We start from the raw sequence: 20,267 nt of genomic DNA on the forward strand, positions 1-20,267 counted from the left end.
TGCATCACTCGCCCGCCTTCTCGCAGGAGCCGCGACCTACGCATCCCGCAGCATGACCGCCGCGCGGCCCTCGGCAACAAGATCGCCGGCATGGTGGATGCGGAATGCATACTGCTGACTACCCTCGCCTTCTGCCAGCACCTCGGCTTCGCATTCCAGCGCGCCGGGCAGCGCGTCGATATAGGAAACATGCAGCTGCACGCCGCGCAGCGCGACCAGCAGCCCGGGGCTCGCGTCGCCGCCGTGCGCACGCGCACGCAAGCCGCCATGCACGGCCATGGCCTGAGCGCCGTATTCGCACAGATGGACGGCACGCAGCCTGTCTTGGGAACGCAACGGATGCGTGGTCCTGCGATGGTTGTCGGCGCGCAGGGCGATCCGCCGCGCATCCCATTCCAGCACTTCGTCCCACAGGCACATGCTGCCTTTGTGCGGGATCATCGCTTCGATCTGCTCACGCGACAGCATCGGACGCCTCCACTACCGGTTGCCGCGATATCAGCAGCGCCAGCACGAAATTGGCGAACACGCCGATGGCTACCGTGCTGCCGATCGCGCGCAGCACCGGGATGGAGGACAGCGCCAGCAGGCTGAACACCAGCAGCGTCATCAGGCTGCACACGATCAATGCGTGCAGCGTGCGCAGCTGGTCGGCGCGGTCGTCGCCGGCATGGTCGAAGAACAAGGCGTAGTCCAGACCCAGGCCGGCGGCCAGGATCAGCGCGACCAGGTGGAACAGATTCAATTCGACGCCCACGCCACGCAGCACCGCCAGGATCAGCAGGGTCGTCAACGCCATTGGCAACAGCACCCGCAGCACGCGGCGCGGCTGGCGCAGCGCGATCCACACTGTGGCGGTAAGCAATAACGCGGCGACGGCGAGTGCTGCCAGCACGCGACTGCGGTAAGCGGCCACCAGCGATTCGGAAGCTTCCTTCAGGTCCAGCAATTGCGCGCCATTGGCCATAGCCACTTTCGCGACCGCAGCGGGATCCTGCAGACCGTTCAACGACACCAGGGCGGTGGCATGATCGCCTCCGGGCAGCAGCAATCCAGCGACGCTCGCCGCCAGCGGCGTGCCCTGCAGGTCGACCCGGGTGAGTGCCGGCGCGCGCTTGGCAGCTTCGACGTCAGCGAGGAAGGGATCGAAGGCATCGCTGTTGAAGGGCGAATCTTCCAGCACCGCTGCCAACATCGCTTGCAGGCGATCGCGCGCCGGCAATGCCTGCTGGCGCGCACGCTGCGTCTGCGCGCTGGGCAGGTAGCGCGCGGCTAAGTCGTAACCGGCCAGCGCGCGCGTGGCGACCAGACGATCCAGCGCGGGCCGTAAACGTTCCGAGGCCTGCAGGACCTGGTCTTCGTTTTTTCCTGCGAGCGTGAGCACGTAGCGCACATCCGGCGCGCCCAGTTCATCGCGCAGCACCGCGTCGCTGGCCAGCGCATCCGCAGGCACCGGAGTGAGCTTGGAGAGGTCGTTCTGCCAGAACCGGCCAGGCGCGAGCGCGATGATACCGAGCGCGACCACAGCTACCAACACCAGCGACCCCTTCGGACGCGGCAAGCGCGCGATGCCCCGCCACATCTTCGCCAGCGCGTGCGAATCAGCGAAGTCGCGCGGCGCCGGATCTATCAAGGCCGGCAGCAAGAAGCGCGTGCTGATCGCCGCGGCGCCCAATCCGGCGATGGTGAATACCGCCAACTGCTTCAAGCCATCCACACCGGAGAACAGAAAGGTGACGTAGGCAATGCAGGTGGAGGCCACCCCGGTCGCCAGCGTCGGCCATAACGAGCGTGCGTTGGCCCAGGGGGACATGCCCGGGCGCTGATGGCTGAAAAGGTGAATCGGATAGTCCTGCACCACGCCGATCAGGGTGAAGCCGAAGGCGACGGTGATACCGTGCACGCCGTCGAACAGCAATACCACTGCGCCCAGCCCAGCCAGCCCGGCGGTGGCCAGCGGCAATGCGCCGAGGATCGGCATCTTCCAACTGCGGTACGCAAAGCCAAGCAGCAAGATCAGTCCAATCGTATCGACCATGCCGATCCACTGCGCTTCGGCGGCGGTGCGTCCGCCGATCTCGACCGAGAACGCGCCGGGGCCGGTCAGCACCAACTTGCTGCGCGTGCCGGCAGCGATCTTGTTGAAGTCCGAATGGATGGCGTCGACCGCCGCCTGCTGGCCGGTGGGATCGAAACCCGCCGCTCGCGTCTGCGCCACCAGCAGGGCCTTGTCTCCGGCGCGATCGAACCAGACGTCATTCGAACGTTGCGGTGCGTTGGCCGGTTGCCAGCGCTCGGCCAGTTTCAGCGTTTCCAGTGTCGGATCGGAAGGCAGCAGCGGTTCGATCAACGACGCGGCCGGCGAGCCGAGGTCCTGCACGCGCGCATCGAGTTCCTCACGTAACAACGCTTCATCGAGCGGTCGCGCATCGAAAGTGTCGGTCAGAAGATAACGATACGGACGCAGCCGTTCCGGAATCGCATCCAGGCTGGCATCGCCGCCGTTAGCGACCAGCGCGAACTCCGGACGCGCCGCCAAGGCGCTGCGCAGCGCCTGCGATTGCGCGGCGAGGGTCGGCGCATCGGTTCCGGAGATCGACATCAGCAGCAGACGCGAACCCGGGCCTTCACCCAACTCGTCGATCAGCAGCTTCTGCGCCGGCGTCTCGGCCGCCGGCATGAACTTGCGCAGGTCGCCGCTAAGTTGCAGCCGCTGGGTAATGGCCCATGCGGCCAGCGCCAGCACCGCCAGCCACAGTAGGGCCAGCACGATGCGGCTGCGCGCCGACAGCGGACGCTCCGATAGCATCAGCGCGCGGCGCCCGCGCGGCACAACGCGACCAACGCATCGGCGGAGCTTGCTTTGGCGGCGTCGTTAGCGGCGCCCGCGAGCAGCGTGCGTTGCAGATCACCTTTGAGCGGGCGGGTTTCGATGCAGCGCAACTCAGCGCCGCGCCCGTACAGGGTGATGTCGCGCACGCTGCCTTTCATTTGCGCGTCGAGCGGCGCGAGCACCAGCGTCCATTGCTGGCGCGTGCCTTGCGGCGTGAGTCGATAGTGTTTCTCGAGCGAGGCGCGGTCGCCCGACAGCAATGCACCGAAGCTGGCCTGCAAGCCCGCCAGTTCCGGCACCCGCGAAAGCGAGAATTTGCGCGGCGCCTTGCCGGCACGGGCGATCGTCGCCTCGCCGTTACGCAGCGTGGTGGTTTCCGCATACGGCGAGCGCACCGCGCGCACCAGCGTGTCTGGGTCGGGGCGCCGATATTCGCCCTCGATACGCAGCGGCGCTTTCAGCATGGCCGAACCGCGCAGCTCCACGAAGGCGGTGCGCATCGGCGCGGGCCGCGCCAGCTTCTGCAAGATCCAGCCGGCATCGACCGGTATAGCCGCGCCGGCCTCAGGGGCTGCGGCGCACGGCAACACGGCGCTGCACAGCAGCATCAGCATCGGCATGATCGATCGCCACGATGCGCGGCGCGTCGGCCGGAGATGGCGTGCTGCCTTCATCTTCGTTGCCCCAGAAGTCATAGAAATTGAACCAGTTATAGGGTGCGGCACGGGCGTGATGCTCCAGCCTGGAGGCGTAACGCTGGATGAGCGAGAGTACGGCCTGGGCGCGCTGTTGCCGCGGCACGGCGATGCTGTCGCTGAAACTCTCGAACGCCAGGTGGTAGCGACGGCCATCCAGATACAGGCCGAAAGCCAGCACCACTGGCACTTTCAACGCGGAGGCGATCAGCCAGGGCGCGGTCGGAAAGGGGGCATCGCGACCCAGGAACTGCGCGTTCAAGGCAGGCTCGCCGGGGCGCGCACGATCCACCAGCAGCGCGACCAGCGCGCCTTCGTCGGTGGCCTGCTTGATCGCCATGGCGATCGACGGGCCATCCTGGCCGGCATCGATCACCCCAGCGGCGATCTCCGGATTCAGTGCATCCAACAGCTGGGTCATCGCCGGGTTGTGCGCCCGGTCCAGCACCACGCGGATCTTGTAGTCGGGGCGCTGCTGCGCCAGCACCCGCATCACTTCGAAGCTGCCCAGATGCGAGCCGAACAACAGCACGCCCTGGCGGCGGTCCAGCACCTCGTGCAGCTCCGGCAGTCCGGTGATGCGCACATCGAAACCGCTTAAGCGACCGCCGAGCAGGAACACGCGGTCCAGGATGGTCGCGGCGAAGGTATGGATATGCCTGGCCACGGACCACAGTCCCACCCTGCGACCCAGCACGCGGGTCAGATAGGTACGCGAGGCGCGCCGCTCCGGGCCGCGTATCAGCAGGAAATAAAGGGTGATGGGATACAGGAAAGCGCGGGCGACGCTACGCCCGCCGTGGCGCGCAATGCCGCGGATGAGCCAGATGGCGAAACGGCCGCCGCCTTCCGGACGCTGTTTCCAGTTCGCGCTCATGCGGCGTCCCACGCTTCGGCCACGATCTCGCCGCTGGCCAGCAACTCACGCTCGCGCAATACCCTGAAACGCCAGCGCGGCGCTTCGCCCAGCAACTCCACCGACGCAGCTTCATCGGGCAACAACGGTTTGAGGAACTTGACCTGCGGCAGGCGCAGTGACGGCAGCGGGCCGTGATCGGCCTCGATGGCCTCGATCACCTGATCCAAAAGCACGACGCCTGGAACGATCGGCCGGCCCGGAAAATGCCCCGGCAAGCTCGGATGATCCGCTGGAATGATGAACCGCATACCGCATTTTCTCGACTGTCCCCTGCACACAAGGATACCGGAGGGCATGCTGAACGCGGCGGGTCTAGCTGGGGCGACGCTTTAGAAGGCTTTGGCTTTGTTCCCTCAGTCCCGTGAGGCGCGGCAAGCAGGTCGGGATAAACCCCGAAGGGGCGGCGCACATGGATGTGCGCCGTTTCCGGAGGCACAGGAGGCGCCTTACGGAAATTCCCGGCCGGCTTGCGGACCCCACGGCTTCATCGTGGGGCGCGACGTTAGAGCCTGCCCCGTACTTGATACGGGGGCGGCTTTCTTTTGGTTACTTTTCTTTGCCGTTCAAAAGAAAAGTGACTCGCGCAACGCGCGAACGCTTTGCTTTGATTGCTTTGATCGGATGGACTGCGCCAAGAGCGCCCCCATCCGCCTTCGGCACCTTCCCCCGTAAACGGAGGAAGGGTTTCGTTTGAGAAGGTGCGCAGCGCGAAACGCTCTTTCTTTCGAAGCAAAAAGTAAAGATCAAGGCAAGATCAAGAGCACCCCTCCTCAATCCTCCCCTGCGCTGCGCGCAAGGGAGGAGGCAAGAGCCGAAGCCGGGTGCACTCAGCGCATCAATTCATTCCAGAACCGCGGTCCCAACCGCGCCATCTGCTGGAGGAACTGGCCAACATTGCGATAGGGCCGATGCGGAAAACGCCGCTTGCGCAGCCAGTACTCCACAGTGAAGAACCCCCCGACGATGCCGTAGTTCAGCACATTGGCGAACAGCGACCATTGTTCGTCGGTGACCGAGAGGGCCGGCGTATGGCCGAACTGGTGCAGCACGCCGCTAGGCACCGCGCACAACGCCAGCAACAGATTCAGCAGCGCCAGCACCGTCAGCATCGCCGCCCAGGCCACCGTCAGCTGACGGGTGTAGACGTACAACTCCGGAGTCATCGGCATTGACGCCTGCGCATATAGACCTTCCACGATGCGCGTGATGAGAGGCACCCGGCCGCCGTACAAAGTGCGTCCGAACAGCCACGCTACCAGAGTGATGAACACCACCGGCGGCGCCAGCAGCGGCATCAGCGCATAGCGCGACTGCGAGACCCACCACAGCCCCAGCAAGCACAGGCCCAGCAGAGACAACGCCCACGGGCGGCGCTTGAGCAACGGCTCCAGCAACAGCAGCAACACGATGTCGGCCAGGGCCAGCGCCGCCCAGCTGCCGTCGCCACGGGCGCTGGCCAGATGGGCGAGTATCGGATAGGCCAGGGCCAACAACACCCGCAACCCCATCAACAGGCCTCCGGAAATCTCCGGAGCGACGGGTGCGGGGTCAGACGACCTTATTGGCTTCGACATGCGCCGACAGTGCACGCAGCGACGCGAAGATGCGACGGTTCTCGTCGCTGTCCGAACGCAGTTGGAAACCGTATTTCTTGCTGATCGCCAGCGCCAGCTCGAGCGCATCGATCGAATCCAGGCCTAGACCGGTATTGAACAGCGGCGCCTCCGGATCGATCGCGCCGGCCTCGATATCCTCCAGGTTCAGGCTTTCGACCAGCAGATCGGCGAGTTCGCGTTCGGCGGCGGTTTGCGTGGGCATCCAGTGACTTCCGTGAGTAACAGGGGCGACACGATCCGGCATCCGTGCCCGCTTGGCAACCGGTGGCGGCGATGGCTAGCCGCAAGGCCCGAGTTATCATGCTCGCCTGTTCTCTACGAACGACGTATATGGTTCAGCCAGGATGACCCAAGCCGACCCTGCAAGCGCACAGCCCCGCCCGGAACCACTGGCCGCGGCATCGTCGGCCTCGGTCCCTGCAGCCGTCGATGTCCTGGTGATCGGCGGCGGGCCGGCCGGCACCACCGCCGCGACCGTGCTCGCCCGCAAGGGCTGGCGAGTGGTTTTGCTGGAAAAAGGCGTGCACCCGCGTTTCCATATCGGCGAATCGCTGTTGCCCATGAACCTGCCGATCCTGCAGCGCCTGGGCGTGCTGGAGCGGGTGAAGGAAATCGGCGTATTCAAGCCGGGGGCCGATTTCCCTCTGCAGGACAACGCCAACAGCATCAATGTGTTCAGGTTCGACCGCGCGCTCAACCCGGTTTTCCCGCACGCCTACCAAGTCAAACGCGAGGAATTCGACCACCTGCTGTTCCAGAACGCGCTGGACAACGGGGTGGACGCGCGCATGCAGGTGACGGTCGAAAAGGTGGAGTTCGGTGCCGATGGCCGTCCGGCCACGGTGCAAGCGCGCACGGTCGAAGGCGAAACGCTGGCGTTCGCGCCGCGGTACCTGGTCGATGCCAGTGGCCGCGACACTTTCATGGGCGGCAAGCTGAAACTGAAAAAGAAGAATGCGCTGCATCAGTCGGCAGCCATCTTCAGCCACTTCCGCGGCGTGACCCGCCGCGAGGGCGCCGATGCGGGCAACATCACCGTCGAACGTTTCCCCTATGGCTGGATGTGGCTCATCCCGCTGCGCGGCGACGTGATGAGCGTGGGCGCGGTGTGTTTCCCCGAATACCTGAAACAGCGCCGCGGCGACAACGAGTCCTTCCTGATGCAGACGCTGGAGGCGACTCCGTCGGTGTGGTCGCGCATGCAGCAGGCCGAGCGCATAGCGCCCGTTCACGTCACCGGCAACTACTCCTACACCTGCACGCAGATGACCGGGCCGGGCTGGGTGATGGTGGGCGACGCCTATGCCTTCATTGATCCGGTGTTTTCCTCGGGCGTCTACCTGGGCATGAACAGCGGCGAACACGCCGCCAGCGTGGTTGATGGCGCGTTGCGCGATCCGGCCAGCGAAGCGGCGTTGCAACGGGCCATGGAAAAACGCCTGAAGCGGGGCCTGAAGCACTTCTCGTGGTTCATCTACCGCTTCACCACGCCGGTGATGCAGCGCCTGTTCGCCAACCCGCGCAACGATTTCCAGATCGAACAAGCGGTGATCTCGATGCTGGCCGGCGACGTGTTCGACAACCGCCCCGTGCTGCGGCGACTGCGCTTGTTCCGCCTGATCTACGCCTTCAACGCGCTGCAACTGGCGCCACGTGCGTTCCAGGGTTGGCTGCGGCGCAAGCGGCAGGTGCGCGAAAGTTTCGGCGGGGACACCCTGCAGGAAGGCAATCCGTGAGCCGGCCGATGACCTCGATGCCTGCCGCGACCCCGCATCACGCACGGCTGGAAGTGGACTATGTGGCCGCCGATTCGCCCGCCGACTTGCTGGCGGGCGATGACGTGCTCGCGGTACTGGGTTTCGGCAACGACGCGCCGTACAGCGACGATCCGCGCTACCTACGCGTACCGCTACAGCCGCACGGCGCCGCGCCGTTCGAGGTGTGGCGCGCCAACGCCCCGGTCACTTGCGGCCACGACGGCGACATCGCCTGGTCCACCGACGGACAGCTGCTGTTCGGCGCGATCGAGATCGACGAGAGCGTAATCGGCATCGAGGCCGCGGCCGATATCGCTTACGCGCAACTGATCGATTTCGTGCGCCGCAGCGATACTCCGCAACTGCTACGCATCTGGAATTACCTGGATGCCATTACCTTGGGCGATGGCGATGCGGAACGTTATCGCCAGTTCTGCGTCGGTCGCGCGCGCGGCATGGGCGACTTCGACGCCTCGCGCCTGCCCGCCGCCACCGCCATCGGCCGCTGCGACGACGACCGCACCATCCAGATCTACTGGCTGGCCGCGCGCGAAGCCGGCACTCCAGTAGAGAATCCGCGCCAGGTCAGCGCTTATCGCTATCCGCGCCAGTACGGCCGGCAATCGCCCAGTTTCGCCCGCGCCATGCTGCCGCCGCCGGGCGGGACGATGCCGCTGCTGCTGTCGGGTACGGCCAGCGTGGTCGGGCACGCTTCGCAGCACGTGGGCGAACTGCTGGCGCAGATCGAGGAGACCTTCGCCAACTTCGACGCATTGCTGAGCGCGGCACGCTTGCGCGCGCCGTCACTGCCGGCGCAATTCGGATCCGGCACGCGGTTGAAGGTGTACGTGCGCGACCGCGCCGACCTGCCAGTGGTGGCCCAGGCGCTCGACCAGCGTTTCGGCGACCGAGTGCCGCGGCTGCTGCTGCATGCGGCGATCTGCCGGCGCGAACTCAGCATGGAAATCGACGGCGTACACGGGTAGGTCGGGGCTACGCCCCCGACGCAGAGAATCCGGACATGCGTGCGTCGGGGGTGTCGTCTATGGCCCCAGCATCCGCAACAACTCCGCGCGCGGTAGTTTGCCGGTTTCGCTGCGCGGCAGCGCCGGCACCCGCTTCAACGGCCGCGGCAGAAACACCGGATCGATGCTCTCACGCAACGCCGCCAGAATCGCGGCCTCCTCCAGCTCGGGAGCGACGACCAGCGCGGCCACGCGCGCCACGCCACGGTCGCCGGTGGCGTCCAGTTGCAGCATCACCCCGTCGACCACGCCGGGAATGGCGAGCAGGCGCCGGGTCAGGTCGCCCAGCGAGGCCCGCTTGCCGGCGATTTCCAGTAGGTCGGCCTGGCGGCCCCGCAGATGGAAACGGCCGTCGCTCTCCAGTTCCACCAGATCGGCCAGCGCCACCGGCAACGGCAAATGAGCGGCGTAGATCAGAGTGCCGTCGGGCTTGGGGTGCAGGTGCACGCCGGGCAACGGGGTCCACGCGGCCTCGCGAGCGGTACGGCGGCGCGCGATGACGCAGGTTTCGGTGGAACCGAAGACTTCACGCACCTCGCAGCGGAAGCGCGCCTCGGCCGCCGCCGCCAGCTCCTGCGAAAGCGGCGCGGTGGCCGAAACGATTCCGCACAACGGCGGCAACTCCACGCCGGATTCGACTAGCGCCCGCAGATGCACGGGCGTGGTGGCCAGCAATCGCGGCTCTGGCGTTTCCGCTAGCACGCGCGACACGTCATCGGGGAAGAAGGGGCGCCCGGTATGCAACCCGGCCGGGCCCAGCAACGGCAACAGCACCGACAGCTCCATGCCGTACATATGTTGCGGCGGCACGGTGGCCACCACATAGGGCATCGCATGTCCCTGCCACAGGCTTTCCAATGCGGCGCGGTTCTGTCCGGTGCTGGCGCGGAAGGCCGACCAGGTCTTGGGATTGGGCCTGGGCTCGCCGGTACTGCCGGAAGTGAAACCGATGGCCACGACCGCAGCCTCATCGATCATCGGAATGCCGCCCTGCAATTCCGGCAGCACCGCAGGCAATATCCAGTGTCCCGGGGGCACCGCCGCCAGCAAGCCGTCGCCCACGCTGTAGCTTTCCGGATACTGCGCCAGCACGTCGGTCACCACTTCCGGCGCGCGCGAGGGCGGCATCAGGGTGACCTGCCCGCGCAGCGCGACCGCACAAAAGGCCACCAGAAAACGGTAGCGGTCTTCGCACAGATTCACCGCATGGCGTCCGGCCGGCAGGATCGCCGCGACCCCGCGCACTTGGGCCATGAACGTCTCCAGATCCATACGCTGCCGGCCGTCCAGGGCCACGGTGCGATCCCCGTTGCCCACGACCAGCGGTTGCCGCGCGGCCGATCCGATAGGTGTTTTGACGACTGCCGACATGGTGCTGCGATCTCCCTGGTGACGGTACGGGCTTCCCTGGATGCGGTTCGCCTTGTTGCATGCGCATCGATCAACGACTGGCAGATTGTGTCGGAAATCACGGTCTTAAGGAATTGCGCCCCGACCGGGACATGACCACTGGCCGGGTCGTTCGCGCTAAGGCGACTGGTAACCTTGCGGATTCGCGTATGCCACGGAAACCCTATGCGCCCCCGCCTGAACGCCCTGCTGCTCGCCTTTCCCCTCGCCTTCGCCGGCATCGCCGCCGCGCAGGACGCCCCGTCCCTGACCATCGAACAGGTTATGGCCGACCCCGACTGGATCGGACCGCCCGTCGAGGCCGCCTGGTGGGCATGGGATGGCAAGCATGTGCAGTACCAGCTCAAGCGCCAAGGCAGCCCCATCCGCGATACGTTCCAGCAATCCATCACTGGCAGCGCCGCGCAGCGCGTAGGCGATGGCGAACGCGGCACCCTAGATGCGGACAAACCCGTCTACGACTCGCAGCGCCAGCGCATGGCGTTCGTGCGCAACGGCGACGTGTTCGTGCGCGACCTGCGCAGCGGCGCACTGACCCAGCTGACGCGCAGCAACGATGACGACGCGCAACCGCAGTTCGCAGCCGATGGTGGAGTGATCTGGCGCGTGGCCAATCAGTGGTATCGGTGGAACCAGAGCGAAGGCGTGAGCCAAGCGGCCATCGTCAAGGCTGAAAAGGATCCCAACACCAAACCCAAGCCGGATGCGCTGCGGGAACAGCAGTTGCGCACCATCGAGACCCTGGCCCGCGACAAGGCCCAACGCGATGCCCTGCAAGCGCAAAACGAAAGCTGGCGCAAAGCCGACCCCAGTCGCGCACCGGCGCCGGTCTATCTGGGCGACGAAGTGCAGATCATGCAAAGCGCGCTGTCGCCCGATGCCCGCTGGCTGCTGGTGGTAACACAGAAGAAAGGCGCCGATGCCGGCCAGGCCGGCAAACTGCCGCGCTATGTGACCGAATCGGGTTATGAGGAATTCCAGGAGGTGCGCACTCGCGTGGGCCGCAACGCGCCGCTGCCGCAGGCGCTGTGGTTGGTGGATCTGGCGAACGCGAGCGCGCGTGAACTGAAGTTCGATGCCTTGCCTGGCATCGCCGACGATCCGCTGGCGGCATTGCGCAAAACCGCAGGCAAGGACCCGTTAAAAGGCAACCGCGACGTGCAGGTGGCGACCAGCGGCGACAACGGCGACGGCGCCACCCTTCGCTGGAGTGCCGATGGCCGCAATGTCGCGGTGATGGTGCGCGCCATCGACAACAAGGATCGCTGGATCGCCAGCGTGGACTTGAGCGGCGGCAAGCTGCAGCCGCGCCACCGTCTGACCGAGACCGCCTGGATCAATTGGGGTTTCAACGATTTCGGCTGGCTCGACGACAACCGCACCTTGTGGTTCCTGTCCGAGCAGTCGGGCTATTCGCATCTGTACACGCAGCGCGACGCCGATAAACCTAAACAGCTCACCTCGGGCCAATGGGAAGTTTCATCGCCGGTTCCGGCCACCGAGGGCGGCTTCTTTTTCCTGTGCAACCGCAAGACGCCCGGCGCCTACGAGATCTGCCGCGTCGACGGTGGCAAGGTGCGCGAGCTAACCGCGCTCGGCGGAGTCGAGGATTTCACCCTCTCCCCGGACGGATCGAAACTGCTGCTGCATCGCTCCGGCAGCTATCTGCCGTCGCAACTCGCCGTTGTCGACAGCAAGGGCGGCGATGCGGAAACCCTGACCGATACGCGCACCCCCGCGTTCAAATCGCGCGCATGGATCGAACCTGAGTTCGTGCAGGTACCTTCGCAGCACGGCGCCGGCAGGGTGTGGGCGAAGTACTACGGACCGGCGACATTGGATCCGGGAAAACGCTACCCGATCGTGATGTTCGTGCATGGCGCCGGCTACCTGCAGAACGTACACGAACGCTACCCTGCCTATTTCCGCGAGCAGATGTTCCACAACCTGCTGGTACAGCGTGGCTACATCGTTCTCGATATGGACTACCGCGGCAGCGAAGGCTACGGCCGCGATTGGCGCACCGCGATCTACCGCAACATGGGACATCCGGAACTCGACGACTACCTCGACGGCCTGGACTGGCTGGTGGCCAGCAAGCAGGGCGACCGCGACCGCGCCGGCATCTACGGCGGCTCCTACGGCGGCTTCATGACCTTCATGGCGCTATTCCGCGAACCCGGCAAGTTCAAGGCCGGCGCGGCCCTGCGTCCGGTGGTGGACTGGACCCAGTACAACCACGAATACACCAGCAACATCCTCAACACGCCCGACCTGGACCCCGAGGCCTACCGCAAATCCTCGCCCATCGAATACGCGGCCGGCCTGCAGGATCACTTGCTCATCGCCCACGGCATGATCGACGACAACGTGTTCTTCCGCGATTCGGTGGTGCTCACCCAGAAACTCATCGAACTGCACAAGGACAATTGGGAAATCGCGCCCTACCCGCTGGAACGCCACAGCTTCACCCGTGCCGATTCCTGGCTGGACGAATACAAACGCGTGCTCACGTTGTTCGAGGAAACTTTGAAGTGAGTCCGTCTGAAGTGAGTCCGTCTGAAATGAACCTACCGCCGCCCATTCCCGAATCCACGCGTCCCAGCAACAGCTTCGTAACCGTGCTGGCCTGGATCTCGATCGCACTGGCATTGCTTGGCGTGCTCTATGGCCTAGTGCAGACGGTGATGGGACTGGTGATGCCGCAGGACTATTACCTGCGCATGCTCAATCCGTACGGCGGCGAGCTTCCGCAGTTGCCGCCGCTGATGCATTGGATCTACACGCACACCCTGCTGATGGGCCTGCTGATGATGGTGCTATCGGCGATCTTCCTATGGGTGTCCTGGGGCGTACTGAAACGGAAGGAATGGGGCAGGATCGGGTTCATCGCGATACTGGTACTCGGCGCGCTGTGGCAGTTCGTCTGCGTGCTGGCCCTCCCGCAATTCATCGAAGGTATGCTGGCCATCCAGGCCGGGGCGCTTCCGCAGGGTCAGACCCTGCCGCCCGAGTTCGAGGCCTTCATGACCGCCGCCACGCTGATGGGCGGATTGGTGGCCCTGGTGTTTGCCGCCCTGCACGCCTGGATCATCTGGAAACTATGCACGCCGGCGGTGCGGGCTGAATTCGATCGCCGGTAACTGCGCCTGCGCGACCCCAATAGGAGCTTCAATGACCTCTCTCGCACTCATCATCAAGCACAAGACCCAACCCGGAAAACGGGACGAGGTCAGGAAAGTTTGGGAACGGCATATGGCACCGGCCGTTTCCGCCAATCCCGGCCATCTCGCCTACTTCTATTGCTTCGACAATGCCGATCCGGATGCGATCTTGGCCTTCCAACAGTACGCCAGCGCTGAAGCGGCTGGCGAATTCCTGAAGACGGACAGCTACGCTGCCTATTTGAAGGAAGTCGAGCCGCTGCTGTCCGGTCCGCCGCAAGTCACGACGCTGACCCCGATGTGGTCGAAAGACGTCTGACGCTTCATTAGGGTCCGACCCTAATCGACAAGCTGGCGCCTGGCGATCATGGATAATGTCGTGCTGTCCCCTCGTTAGTTACGGAGTGCTCCATGCCAAACGGAATTGGAAGGCTCGGCCTGCTGGTCGCGCTATTGTTCGTCGCCGACGCTGCTCATGCCGCGGCGCTCGCCTGCGGTGTTTACCAGGATCAGAACAACGAGAACTCCCGGCTAGTGATAGAGAGCGGCGCGCAGGCGCGACAACTATCGGCCGGCAGCGCGCCGCGCCGTTTCGAATACCGCCATGCCGGCGCCGAATTACAGATGGCGGACCTGGAAGCGGGCTATGTCTCCAAGTACAAGGTCGACGCCGGCAACCGGATTAGCGACGATCTCGGTTTCCACGAATATGTGCTGTCCGAATCCGCGGCCTGCGCACCCTTGCCGCAACCGGCCGCTGCCGGCACCTGCCGCGCCGATCTGCCGCAGTGCCTGGACAACGCCTACAGCGCTGACGAGGCTACCTTGCATCGATGGTGCGAGAGGGAGACCCTGCCCTTCGCCTGCGACAAATTGATAGACCTATATCAGACGCAGGCCAAGGCGGCCGGGCCGGCCGAACCGGAGATCGAAAAGCCGCCCGTCTGCCAGGAAGGCACGCCGACTTTCTCGGAGGAAGGATGCGTGGCCGCGGCCAAGGAAATCCTGAGTGAACAGCTCGCCAAGAGCTTGGTCGGAGCGCTCGGCTCGATGTACGCCGATGCCGTGGCGTTGCCTGCCCCGCGTCTGGATCAGAGCATCGCCATGTGCAGCCGTACCGGCTCGGCAGAAGTCTGCAACAACGCCGCCGGAAAGCTATGGACCGCCGGCCGCTACCTGCAGGCACGCAGCGCCTTGCAGACCGCATGCAGCGAAGGCGGCGACCCCGATGCCTGCAAGAAGGTCGAACCCCTGCTGGGCATGAGCGACCAGGATCAACACTTGGCACCGGCCACGCAGCTGCCGTGCGGCGACTACGCGGCCGCTACCGGCCTGATGTCGGAGCTGAAGTTCGGCGACCGCGGCATGGTCGAAGCCGGGATGGGCGGCCGCATGCGCGTGCGGCTGGAGAATGGTTTGGTGCGCGTGCGCCACGACAAGGGCGGCGATTTCGTGTTCCGCGTGCTCGACGCGCAACGCGTGCTGGGCATCGACAGTTGGAACGAGTTCGCCCTGTACCAACGCCAGGGAGGCGCCGACCGCTGCAGCGCGCCGGTGGCCTATGTCGAAAAGCCGCTGGAGCAGGACTGTCCGGGGATCCTGCAAGAAGGCGGCGCCAAGGCCTGTTGCGATGCAGGCAAGCTGCAGGGCTGCAACGCTTTGGGCAACCAGCGTGCGTTGCAGGGCGACTGGACCGGCGCCAAAGTCTATTACCAGCAGATCTGCGCGCAGGGCGTGCGCACCGGCTGCGAGAACCTGACCCAGGTGTACGCCAATGCCGGCGACGAATCGGTGATCGATTCGCTGGACCAGCTGTGCGGAGCGGATTCCAAACATGTCGCCTGCGATGTGCGCGAAACCAGTAACTGGGAAATGCTGGGCATGGCCCACGCGTTGCAGGAGTTGGGGAATTCGATGGAAGCGGAGCTGCCCGCTGAAGACGACAGCGGCAACGAGAACAATCCACACAAGGATTGACGCCAAGGGATACCTGATTCGAAAGGCGCCCACATATACCCCCTTTGCAAAAGGGGGTCGCCCGGCTTCGCCGGGCGGGGGGATTTGCTCTTGATCTTGATCTTATTCTCGCAAGCAAAAGCAAATCCCCCTCAATCCCCCTTTTGACCAGCCATTCGGCTGTTGAAAAGCGCTGCAAAGGGGGAGGTCATTCCAGTTTCATTTTCTTAATTCTTACGAGATTGATTCTTAGCGGGTTGATTCCGATCAAAGCAGCCGTATCCACCCACGGCTAGAATGCGCGCATGAACGATATCGACGACGTCCGCGACTACCTGACCGGCCTGCAGGACCGTATCTGCGGCGCGATAGAAACCGCCGACGGCGGCGCTTGCTTCGTGGAAGACAACTGGACTCGCGCCGAAGGCGGTGGCGGACGCACGCGCATTCTGCGTGAGGGCACGGTGTTCGAGCAGGCGGGAGTGGGGTTTTCGGATGTTTCCGGAACCCAACTTCCGCCTTCCGCCAGCGCTGCCCGCCCGGAACTCGCTGGCGCATCCTGGCGCGCTGTCGGCGTGTCGCTCGTGTTCCATCCCCACAATCCCTACCTGCCCACCACCCACGCCAACGTGCGCCACTTCCGCGCCCAGCGCGATGGCGAAACAGTGGCCTGGTGGTTCGGCGGCGGTTTCGACCTGACCCCGTTCTATCCGTTCGACGAGGACGTGCTGCATTGGCACCGCACCGCGCGCACGCTGTGCGAACCATTCGGCGGCGCCGAGCGCTACAACGCGCATAAGCGATGGTGCGACGACTACTTCTTCCTCAAGCACCGCAACGAGACGCGCGGTGTCGGCGGTTTGTTCTTCGACGATCTCGGCAGCGATTTCGAACGCGACTTCGCCTACCAGCGCGCAGTCGGCGACGGCTTCCTGGACGCCTATCTGCCCATCGTCGAACGTCGCAAGGACACGCCCTATGGCGAACGCGAACGCGAATTCCAGCTGTACCGGCGCGGGCGCTATGTGGAGTTCAACCTGGTCTACGACCGCGGCACCCTGTTCGGCCTGCAGAGCGGCGGCCGCAGCGAAAGCATTCTGATGAGCCTGCCGCCGCGCGTGCGCTGGGAATACGGGTTCACGCCGGAGGACGGCAGTCCGGAATCACGCTTGGCCGACTACCTGCGCCCCCGGGACTGGCTGACCGAGCTCGGTTGACCTAATCCGTCCGGTTTTTCGTCACGATAGTGATGTGGCCATTGGTCTCCAGCACCGCCGATTGAATGTCGTCGATGCCGATGCAGCCGGCCTCGCGCAGCGCGCGGTCGAAATCCGCGCGGCTGATCAGTTCCTTGCGCAACACCTCTTTGTAGACCTTGCCTTCGCGCGCCAGCAGCACCGGCGAGCCTTCGATCAGCGATTCCACTTTCGCACTGCGTGCCGATACCAGCCCCACCGTCCAGTTGAGTGCGATCAGGGTCACTGCCAGCAGCAGCCCCCCGCCGACGGAGGTGTCCTGCCCCAACAACGCGTTCTGCACCGCATTGCCCAGCAGCACCACCAGCAGCATGTCGAACGGAGTGAACTGGCCCATAGTGCGCTTGCCCGAAGCGCGAATCATCACCAGCAGCACGAAGTACACGATGCACGCCCGCAATACGAAGGCCCACCAGGGCATGGCCAGGTCGAACATCTCTTCAAACATGTGCGGCATGGTCCGATTCCGATACGAAGATGGGCGCACAGTAGCGCAGAGCACCGCATGATCCGCAGTTTGTTTTGCCGCAAATAAAAAGCCCCACCGACCAGGGGGGGGTCAGCGGGGCCAGGGAACTAGGCCTGGGGAGGGGCCTTCGTTCCGGAGATCACTCCAGGGGATGGGAGAGATCCAGTGACAGACCTTGCATCTGTCACGGGCTATATGACCAGACCGGGCATGGATAGTTCGTGAAGATTCCGGTTAAAAAACCGTAAGGTTTAAGGCAGATTCAGTTTATTGAACTTGCCAGTATTGAATTAGAAACGCAAGCCTTCGCACAGATATGAGCCGTAACTAGCCGCTTTGTCACAGGTTTGGGCTGGAATGGCCCTTGCCTCAGTGCGCTTCATCCCAGTTATCGCCCACGCCACTGTCGACCACCAGCGGAACGGAAAGATTGGCGGCGCCCGCCATTCTCCCGGTGACCTCGTGGAGCAAGGTCTCGACGAAATCCTGTTCAGCTTCGAACACCAGTTCGTCGTGCACCTGCAGGATCATCAGCGCACGTGAAGCATGATCGACCAGCCACGCATCCACCGCGATCATGGCGCGTTTGATGATGTCGGCCGCGGTGCCCTGCATCGGCGCGTTGATCGCCGCACGCTCTGCGCCGGCGCGCTGGCCCTGCGTTCCCTTGTTGATGTAATCCAGATAGAGGCGGCGGCCGAACACGGTTTCCACATAGCCCTGCTCGCGCGCCTGCTGGCGCGTGCGTTCCATGTAGTCGCGCACACCCGGATAACGGCTGAAGTACAAGGCGATGTAGTCCTGCGCTTCGCCACGGCCGATGCCCAGCTGGCGCGCCAGCCCGAATGCGCTCATGCCGTACATCAGGCCGAAGTTGATCGCCTTGGCGGCGCGGCGCTCGTTGCCGGTGACTTCTTCGAGTTTGCGGCCGAAGACTTCCGCCGCGGTGGCCTTGTGCACGTCGACCCCGGATTCGAACGCGCGCACCAGGCCGGGATCTTCGGACAGGTGCGCCATGATCCTCAGCTCGATCTGCGAATAGTCGCAGGCGATCAGTTTGCGCCCGGGCGGCGCCACGAACGCGCGGCGGATGCGACGGCCGTCGTCGGTGCGGATCGGAATGTTCTGCAGGTTGGGATCGGACGAAGAAAGGCGGCCGGTCGCCGCGCCGGCCTGGTGATAGCTGGTATGCACGCGACCGGTTCCGGGGTTGACCATGTCCGGCAGCTTGTCGGTGTAGGTGCTACGCAGTTTCGCCAGGCCGCGATATTCCAGGATGACGCGCGGCAGTTCGTGCTGGTCGGCGATGGCCTCCAGCGCTTCCTCGTTGGTGGAAGGCTGGCCGGTCGGCGTCTTCAGCACCGCCGGTAGTTTCAGTTCGTCGAACAGCAAGGCCTGCAGCTGCTTGGGCGAGTCCAGATTGAAAGTGCGTCCGGCCAGTTCGGTCGCTTTCTGCTGCGCGATGAGCATGCGCTTGGACAGATCGGCGGACTGGCGGCGTAGTTCGTCGGCGTCGATCATCACCCCGTTGGCTTCGATGCGTTCCAGCACCGGCACCAGCGGCATCTCGATTTCGCGGTAGACGCTTTGCAGACCGGGTTCGGCGGCCAGCTTGGACGACAGCGCCCGGTGCAGGCGCAGGGTGACGTCGGCGTCCTCGGCCGCGTAGCGCGTGGCGTCGTCCAACGCGACCTGCGAGAACAGGATCTGCTTGGCGCCTTTGCCCGCGACTTGTTCGTACTTGATGGTGTCGTAGCCCAGATAACGCTTGGCCAGGCTGTCCATATCGTGGCGGCTGCTGCCCGAGTTCAACACGAAGCTTTCCAGCATGGTGTCGTCGGCATAACCCGCCACTATCACACCGTGGCGACGCAGTACGTGCAGGTCGTATTTTCCATGCTGGCCGAGTTTCTTCTTGCCGGCGTTCGCGAACAGGGGCGCAAGCGCGGTGAGCGTCTTCGCCCGGTCGAGCTGCGCTGGCACGCCGGGATATTCGTGCGCCAGCGGAAGATAGACGGCCTTGCCGGGTTCGACCGAGAAGCTCAGTCCGACCAGATTAGCCTGCATCGGATCCAGACTATCGGTTTCGCTGTCGAAGGCGAACTCGTCGGCTTGCTGCAGCGCGCCCATCAGCGCGCCGAGTTGTTCCTCGGTCAGCACCGCTTCGTATTCGCCCTGCACCGACAGCGCGGGGTCCAGCGCAGTCGTTTCCATGCTCGCCGCCGCCACGAAGCCGTTGCCGCGCGCGCGGCCGGGTTCCTTTTCCGCGACCGGTCCGGCAACGTCGCCGCCCAACTCCTTCAGCGCCTGATTGAATCCGTAACGCTGGTACAGCTGCCGCAGCGAATCGGTGTCGCGTTCGCGCATGCCCAGGCTTTGCGCATTGCCGTCCAGAGCGACGTCGGTCTTGATAGTGACCAGCGCGCGATTCAGCGGCAGGCGTTCCAACGCGGCGCGCAGGTTGTCGCCGATCTTGCCTTTAATGTCGGCGGCGTGGGCCATCACCCCCTCCAGGGTGCCGTATTCGGCCAGCCATTTGGCTGCGGTCTTGGGACCGCACTTCTCCACGCCCGGCACGTTGTCCACGGCATCGCCCATCAGCGCGAGCAGGTCGACGATCTGCCCGGGTTTCACTCCGAATTTATCGAACACGGTTTCGTCCGAATCCATCCGGCTGCCGCTCATGGTGTTGACCAGCGCCAGCCCGGGCCGCACGAGTTGCGCGAAATCCTTGTCGCCGGTGGAAATAGTCACATCGATGCCATCAGCGTTGGCTTGCAGGGCCAAGGTGCCGATCACGTCATCGGCTTCTACGCCGTCGATGCGCAGGATGGGCATGCCCAAGGCCTGCACGATCTCGCACATCGGCAGCACCTGCGCACGCAGGTCGTCCGGCATCGCGGCGCGATTGGCCTTGTATAGCGGATATAGGTCGTCGCGGAAGGTTTTGCCGGGCGCATCGACCACGAAGGCGACGTATTCAGGATTCTCCTTCAACGTCGCACGCAGCATGTTGACTACGCCGAACAGCGCACCGGTGGGCTCGCCGGCGGCATTGGTCAGCGGCGGAAGCGCGTGGAAGGCGCGATAGAGGTAACTGGAACCGTCGATCAGTACGAGTCTGGGCATGCGGCAATTCTAACCCTGTGCTTCCACATCGCGCCTCT

At 64.6% G+C, this 20,267-nt stretch carries 17 protein-coding genes; 7 read left to right on the plus strand and 10 right to left on the minus strand.

Annotated elements, in window-relative coordinates:
* Positions 1–36: 36 nt before the first annotated feature.
* The 7 genes from AC1DTQ_RS05510 to AC1DTQ_RS05540 form a co-directional block, all read right to left on the minus strand.
* On the minus strand, positions 37–468 hold the full coding sequence (locus tag AC1DTQ_RS05510; RefSeq protein ID WP_477848527.1) for a hotdog family protein: 432 nt from the start codon (positions 466–468) through the stop codon (positions 37–39).
* On the minus strand, positions 455–2,809 hold the full coding sequence (locus tag AC1DTQ_RS05515; protein ID WP_477848528.1) for an MMPL family transporter: 2,355 nt from the start codon (positions 2,807–2,809) through the stop codon (positions 455–457). The genes AC1DTQ_RS05510 and AC1DTQ_RS05515 overlap by 14 nt, the downstream gene beginning before the upstream one ends.
* Complete coding sequence (locus tag AC1DTQ_RS05520; protein WP_477848529.1) at positions 2,809–3,447, minus strand: LolA-related protein; 639 nt, start codon at positions 3,445–3,447, stop codon at positions 2,809–2,811. The genes AC1DTQ_RS05515 and AC1DTQ_RS05520 overlap by 1 nt, the downstream gene beginning before the upstream one ends.
* Positions 3,398–4,405 carry an LpxL/LpxP family acyltransferase gene (locus AC1DTQ_RS05525; protein WP_477848530.1) on the minus strand — a complete coding sequence of 336 codons (1,008 nt, stop codon included), beginning with the start codon at positions 4,403–4,405 and terminating at the stop codon, positions 3,398–3,400. Before AC1DTQ_RS05525 ends, AC1DTQ_RS05520 begins: the two co-directional genes overlap by 50 nt.
* Complete coding sequence (locus AC1DTQ_RS05530; RefSeq protein WP_477848531.1) at positions 4,402–4,743, minus strand: ApeI family dehydratase; 342 nt, start codon at positions 4,741–4,743, stop codon at positions 4,402–4,404. The genes AC1DTQ_RS05525 and AC1DTQ_RS05530 overlap by 4 nt, the downstream gene beginning before the upstream one ends.
* Before the next feature lie 531 nt (positions 4,744–5,274).
* Entirely contained in the window at positions 5,275–5,958 is a 684-nt protein-coding gene (locus tag AC1DTQ_RS05535; protein WP_477849130.1) for a COG4648 family protein, read from the minus strand.
* 37 nt (positions 5,959–5,995) lie between these two features.
* Entirely contained in the window at positions 5,996–6,265 is a 270-nt protein-coding gene (locus AC1DTQ_RS05540; protein WP_477848532.1) for a phosphopantetheine-binding protein, read from the minus strand.
* Between the two features lie 142 nt (positions 6,266–6,407).
* Here AC1DTQ_RS05540 and AC1DTQ_RS05545 point away from each other — a divergent pair, with 142 nt between their 5' ends.
* The gene (locus AC1DTQ_RS05545) at positions 6,408–7,799 is read left to right on the plus strand and encodes an NAD(P)/FAD-dependent oxidoreductase (protein ID WP_477848533.1); all 1,392 of its coding nucleotides are present in this window, start codon (positions 6,408–6,410) and stop codon (positions 7,797–7,799) included.
* Between the two features lie 8 nt (positions 7,800–7,807).
* Positions 7,808–8,806, plus strand: a complete 999-nt coding sequence (locus AC1DTQ_RS05550) for a chorismate transformation FkbO/Hyg5 family protein (protein ID WP_477849131.1) — start codon at positions 7,808–7,810, stop codon at positions 8,804–8,806.
* 57 nt (positions 8,807–8,863) lie between these two features.
* Here the strand turns inward: AC1DTQ_RS05550 and AC1DTQ_RS05555 are convergent, their stop codons facing one another.
* Positions 8,864–10,216 carry an AMP-binding protein gene (locus AC1DTQ_RS05555; RefSeq protein ID WP_477848534.1) on the minus strand — a complete coding sequence of 451 codons (1,353 nt, stop codon included), beginning with the start codon at positions 10,214–10,216 and terminating at the stop codon, positions 8,864–8,866.
* A 204-nt stretch (positions 10,217–10,420) separates the two neighbouring features.
* On the opposite strand from AC1DTQ_RS05555, the gene AC1DTQ_RS05560 reads away from it, so the two are divergent.
* From AC1DTQ_RS05560 to hemF, 5 genes are all read left to right on the plus strand, one after another.
* On the plus strand, positions 10,421–12,793 hold the full coding sequence (locus tag AC1DTQ_RS05560) for a S9 family peptidase (protein ID WP_477848535.1): 2,373 nt from the start codon (positions 10,421–10,423) through the stop codon (positions 12,791–12,793).
* 26 nt (positions 12,794–12,819) lie between these two features.
* Entirely contained in the window at positions 12,820–13,398 is a 579-nt protein-coding gene (locus AC1DTQ_RS05565; RefSeq protein ID WP_477848536.1) for a hypothetical protein, read from the plus strand.
* 31 nt (positions 13,399–13,429) lie between these two features.
* Positions 13,430–13,738, plus strand: a complete 309-nt coding sequence (locus tag AC1DTQ_RS05570) for a putative quinol monooxygenase (protein WP_477848537.1) — start codon at positions 13,430–13,432, stop codon at positions 13,736–13,738.
* A 92-nt stretch (positions 13,739–13,830) separates the two neighbouring features.
* On the plus strand, positions 13,831–15,396 hold the full coding sequence (locus tag AC1DTQ_RS05575; protein ID WP_477848538.1) for a hypothetical protein: 1,566 nt from the start codon (positions 13,831–13,833) through the stop codon (positions 15,394–15,396).
* A gap of 284 nt (positions 15,397–15,680) precedes the next feature.
* Positions 15,681–16,592, plus strand: a complete 912-nt coding sequence (gene hemF, locus AC1DTQ_RS05580) for an oxygen-dependent coproporphyrinogen oxidase (protein WP_477848539.1) — start codon at positions 15,681–15,683, stop codon at positions 16,590–16,592.
* A gap of 1 nt (position 16,593) precedes the next feature.
* Here the strand turns inward: hemF and AC1DTQ_RS05585 are convergent, their stop codons facing one another.
* Both AC1DTQ_RS05585 and polA read right to left on the minus strand, forming a co-directional pair.
* Entirely contained in the window at positions 16,594–17,079 is a 486-nt protein-coding gene (locus tag AC1DTQ_RS05585) for a DUF421 domain-containing protein (RefSeq protein WP_477849132.1), read from the minus strand.
* A gap of 390 nt (positions 17,080–17,469) precedes the next feature.
* Positions 17,470–20,229 carry a DNA polymerase I gene (gene polA, locus AC1DTQ_RS05590; protein ID WP_477848540.1) on the minus strand — a complete coding sequence of 920 codons (2,760 nt, stop codon included), beginning with the start codon at positions 20,227–20,229 and terminating at the stop codon, positions 17,470–17,472.
* Between the last annotated feature and the right edge of the window lie 38 nt (positions 20,230–20,267).

It is taken from the genome of Pseudoxanthomonas sp. P4_B2 (assembly GCF_056402315.1).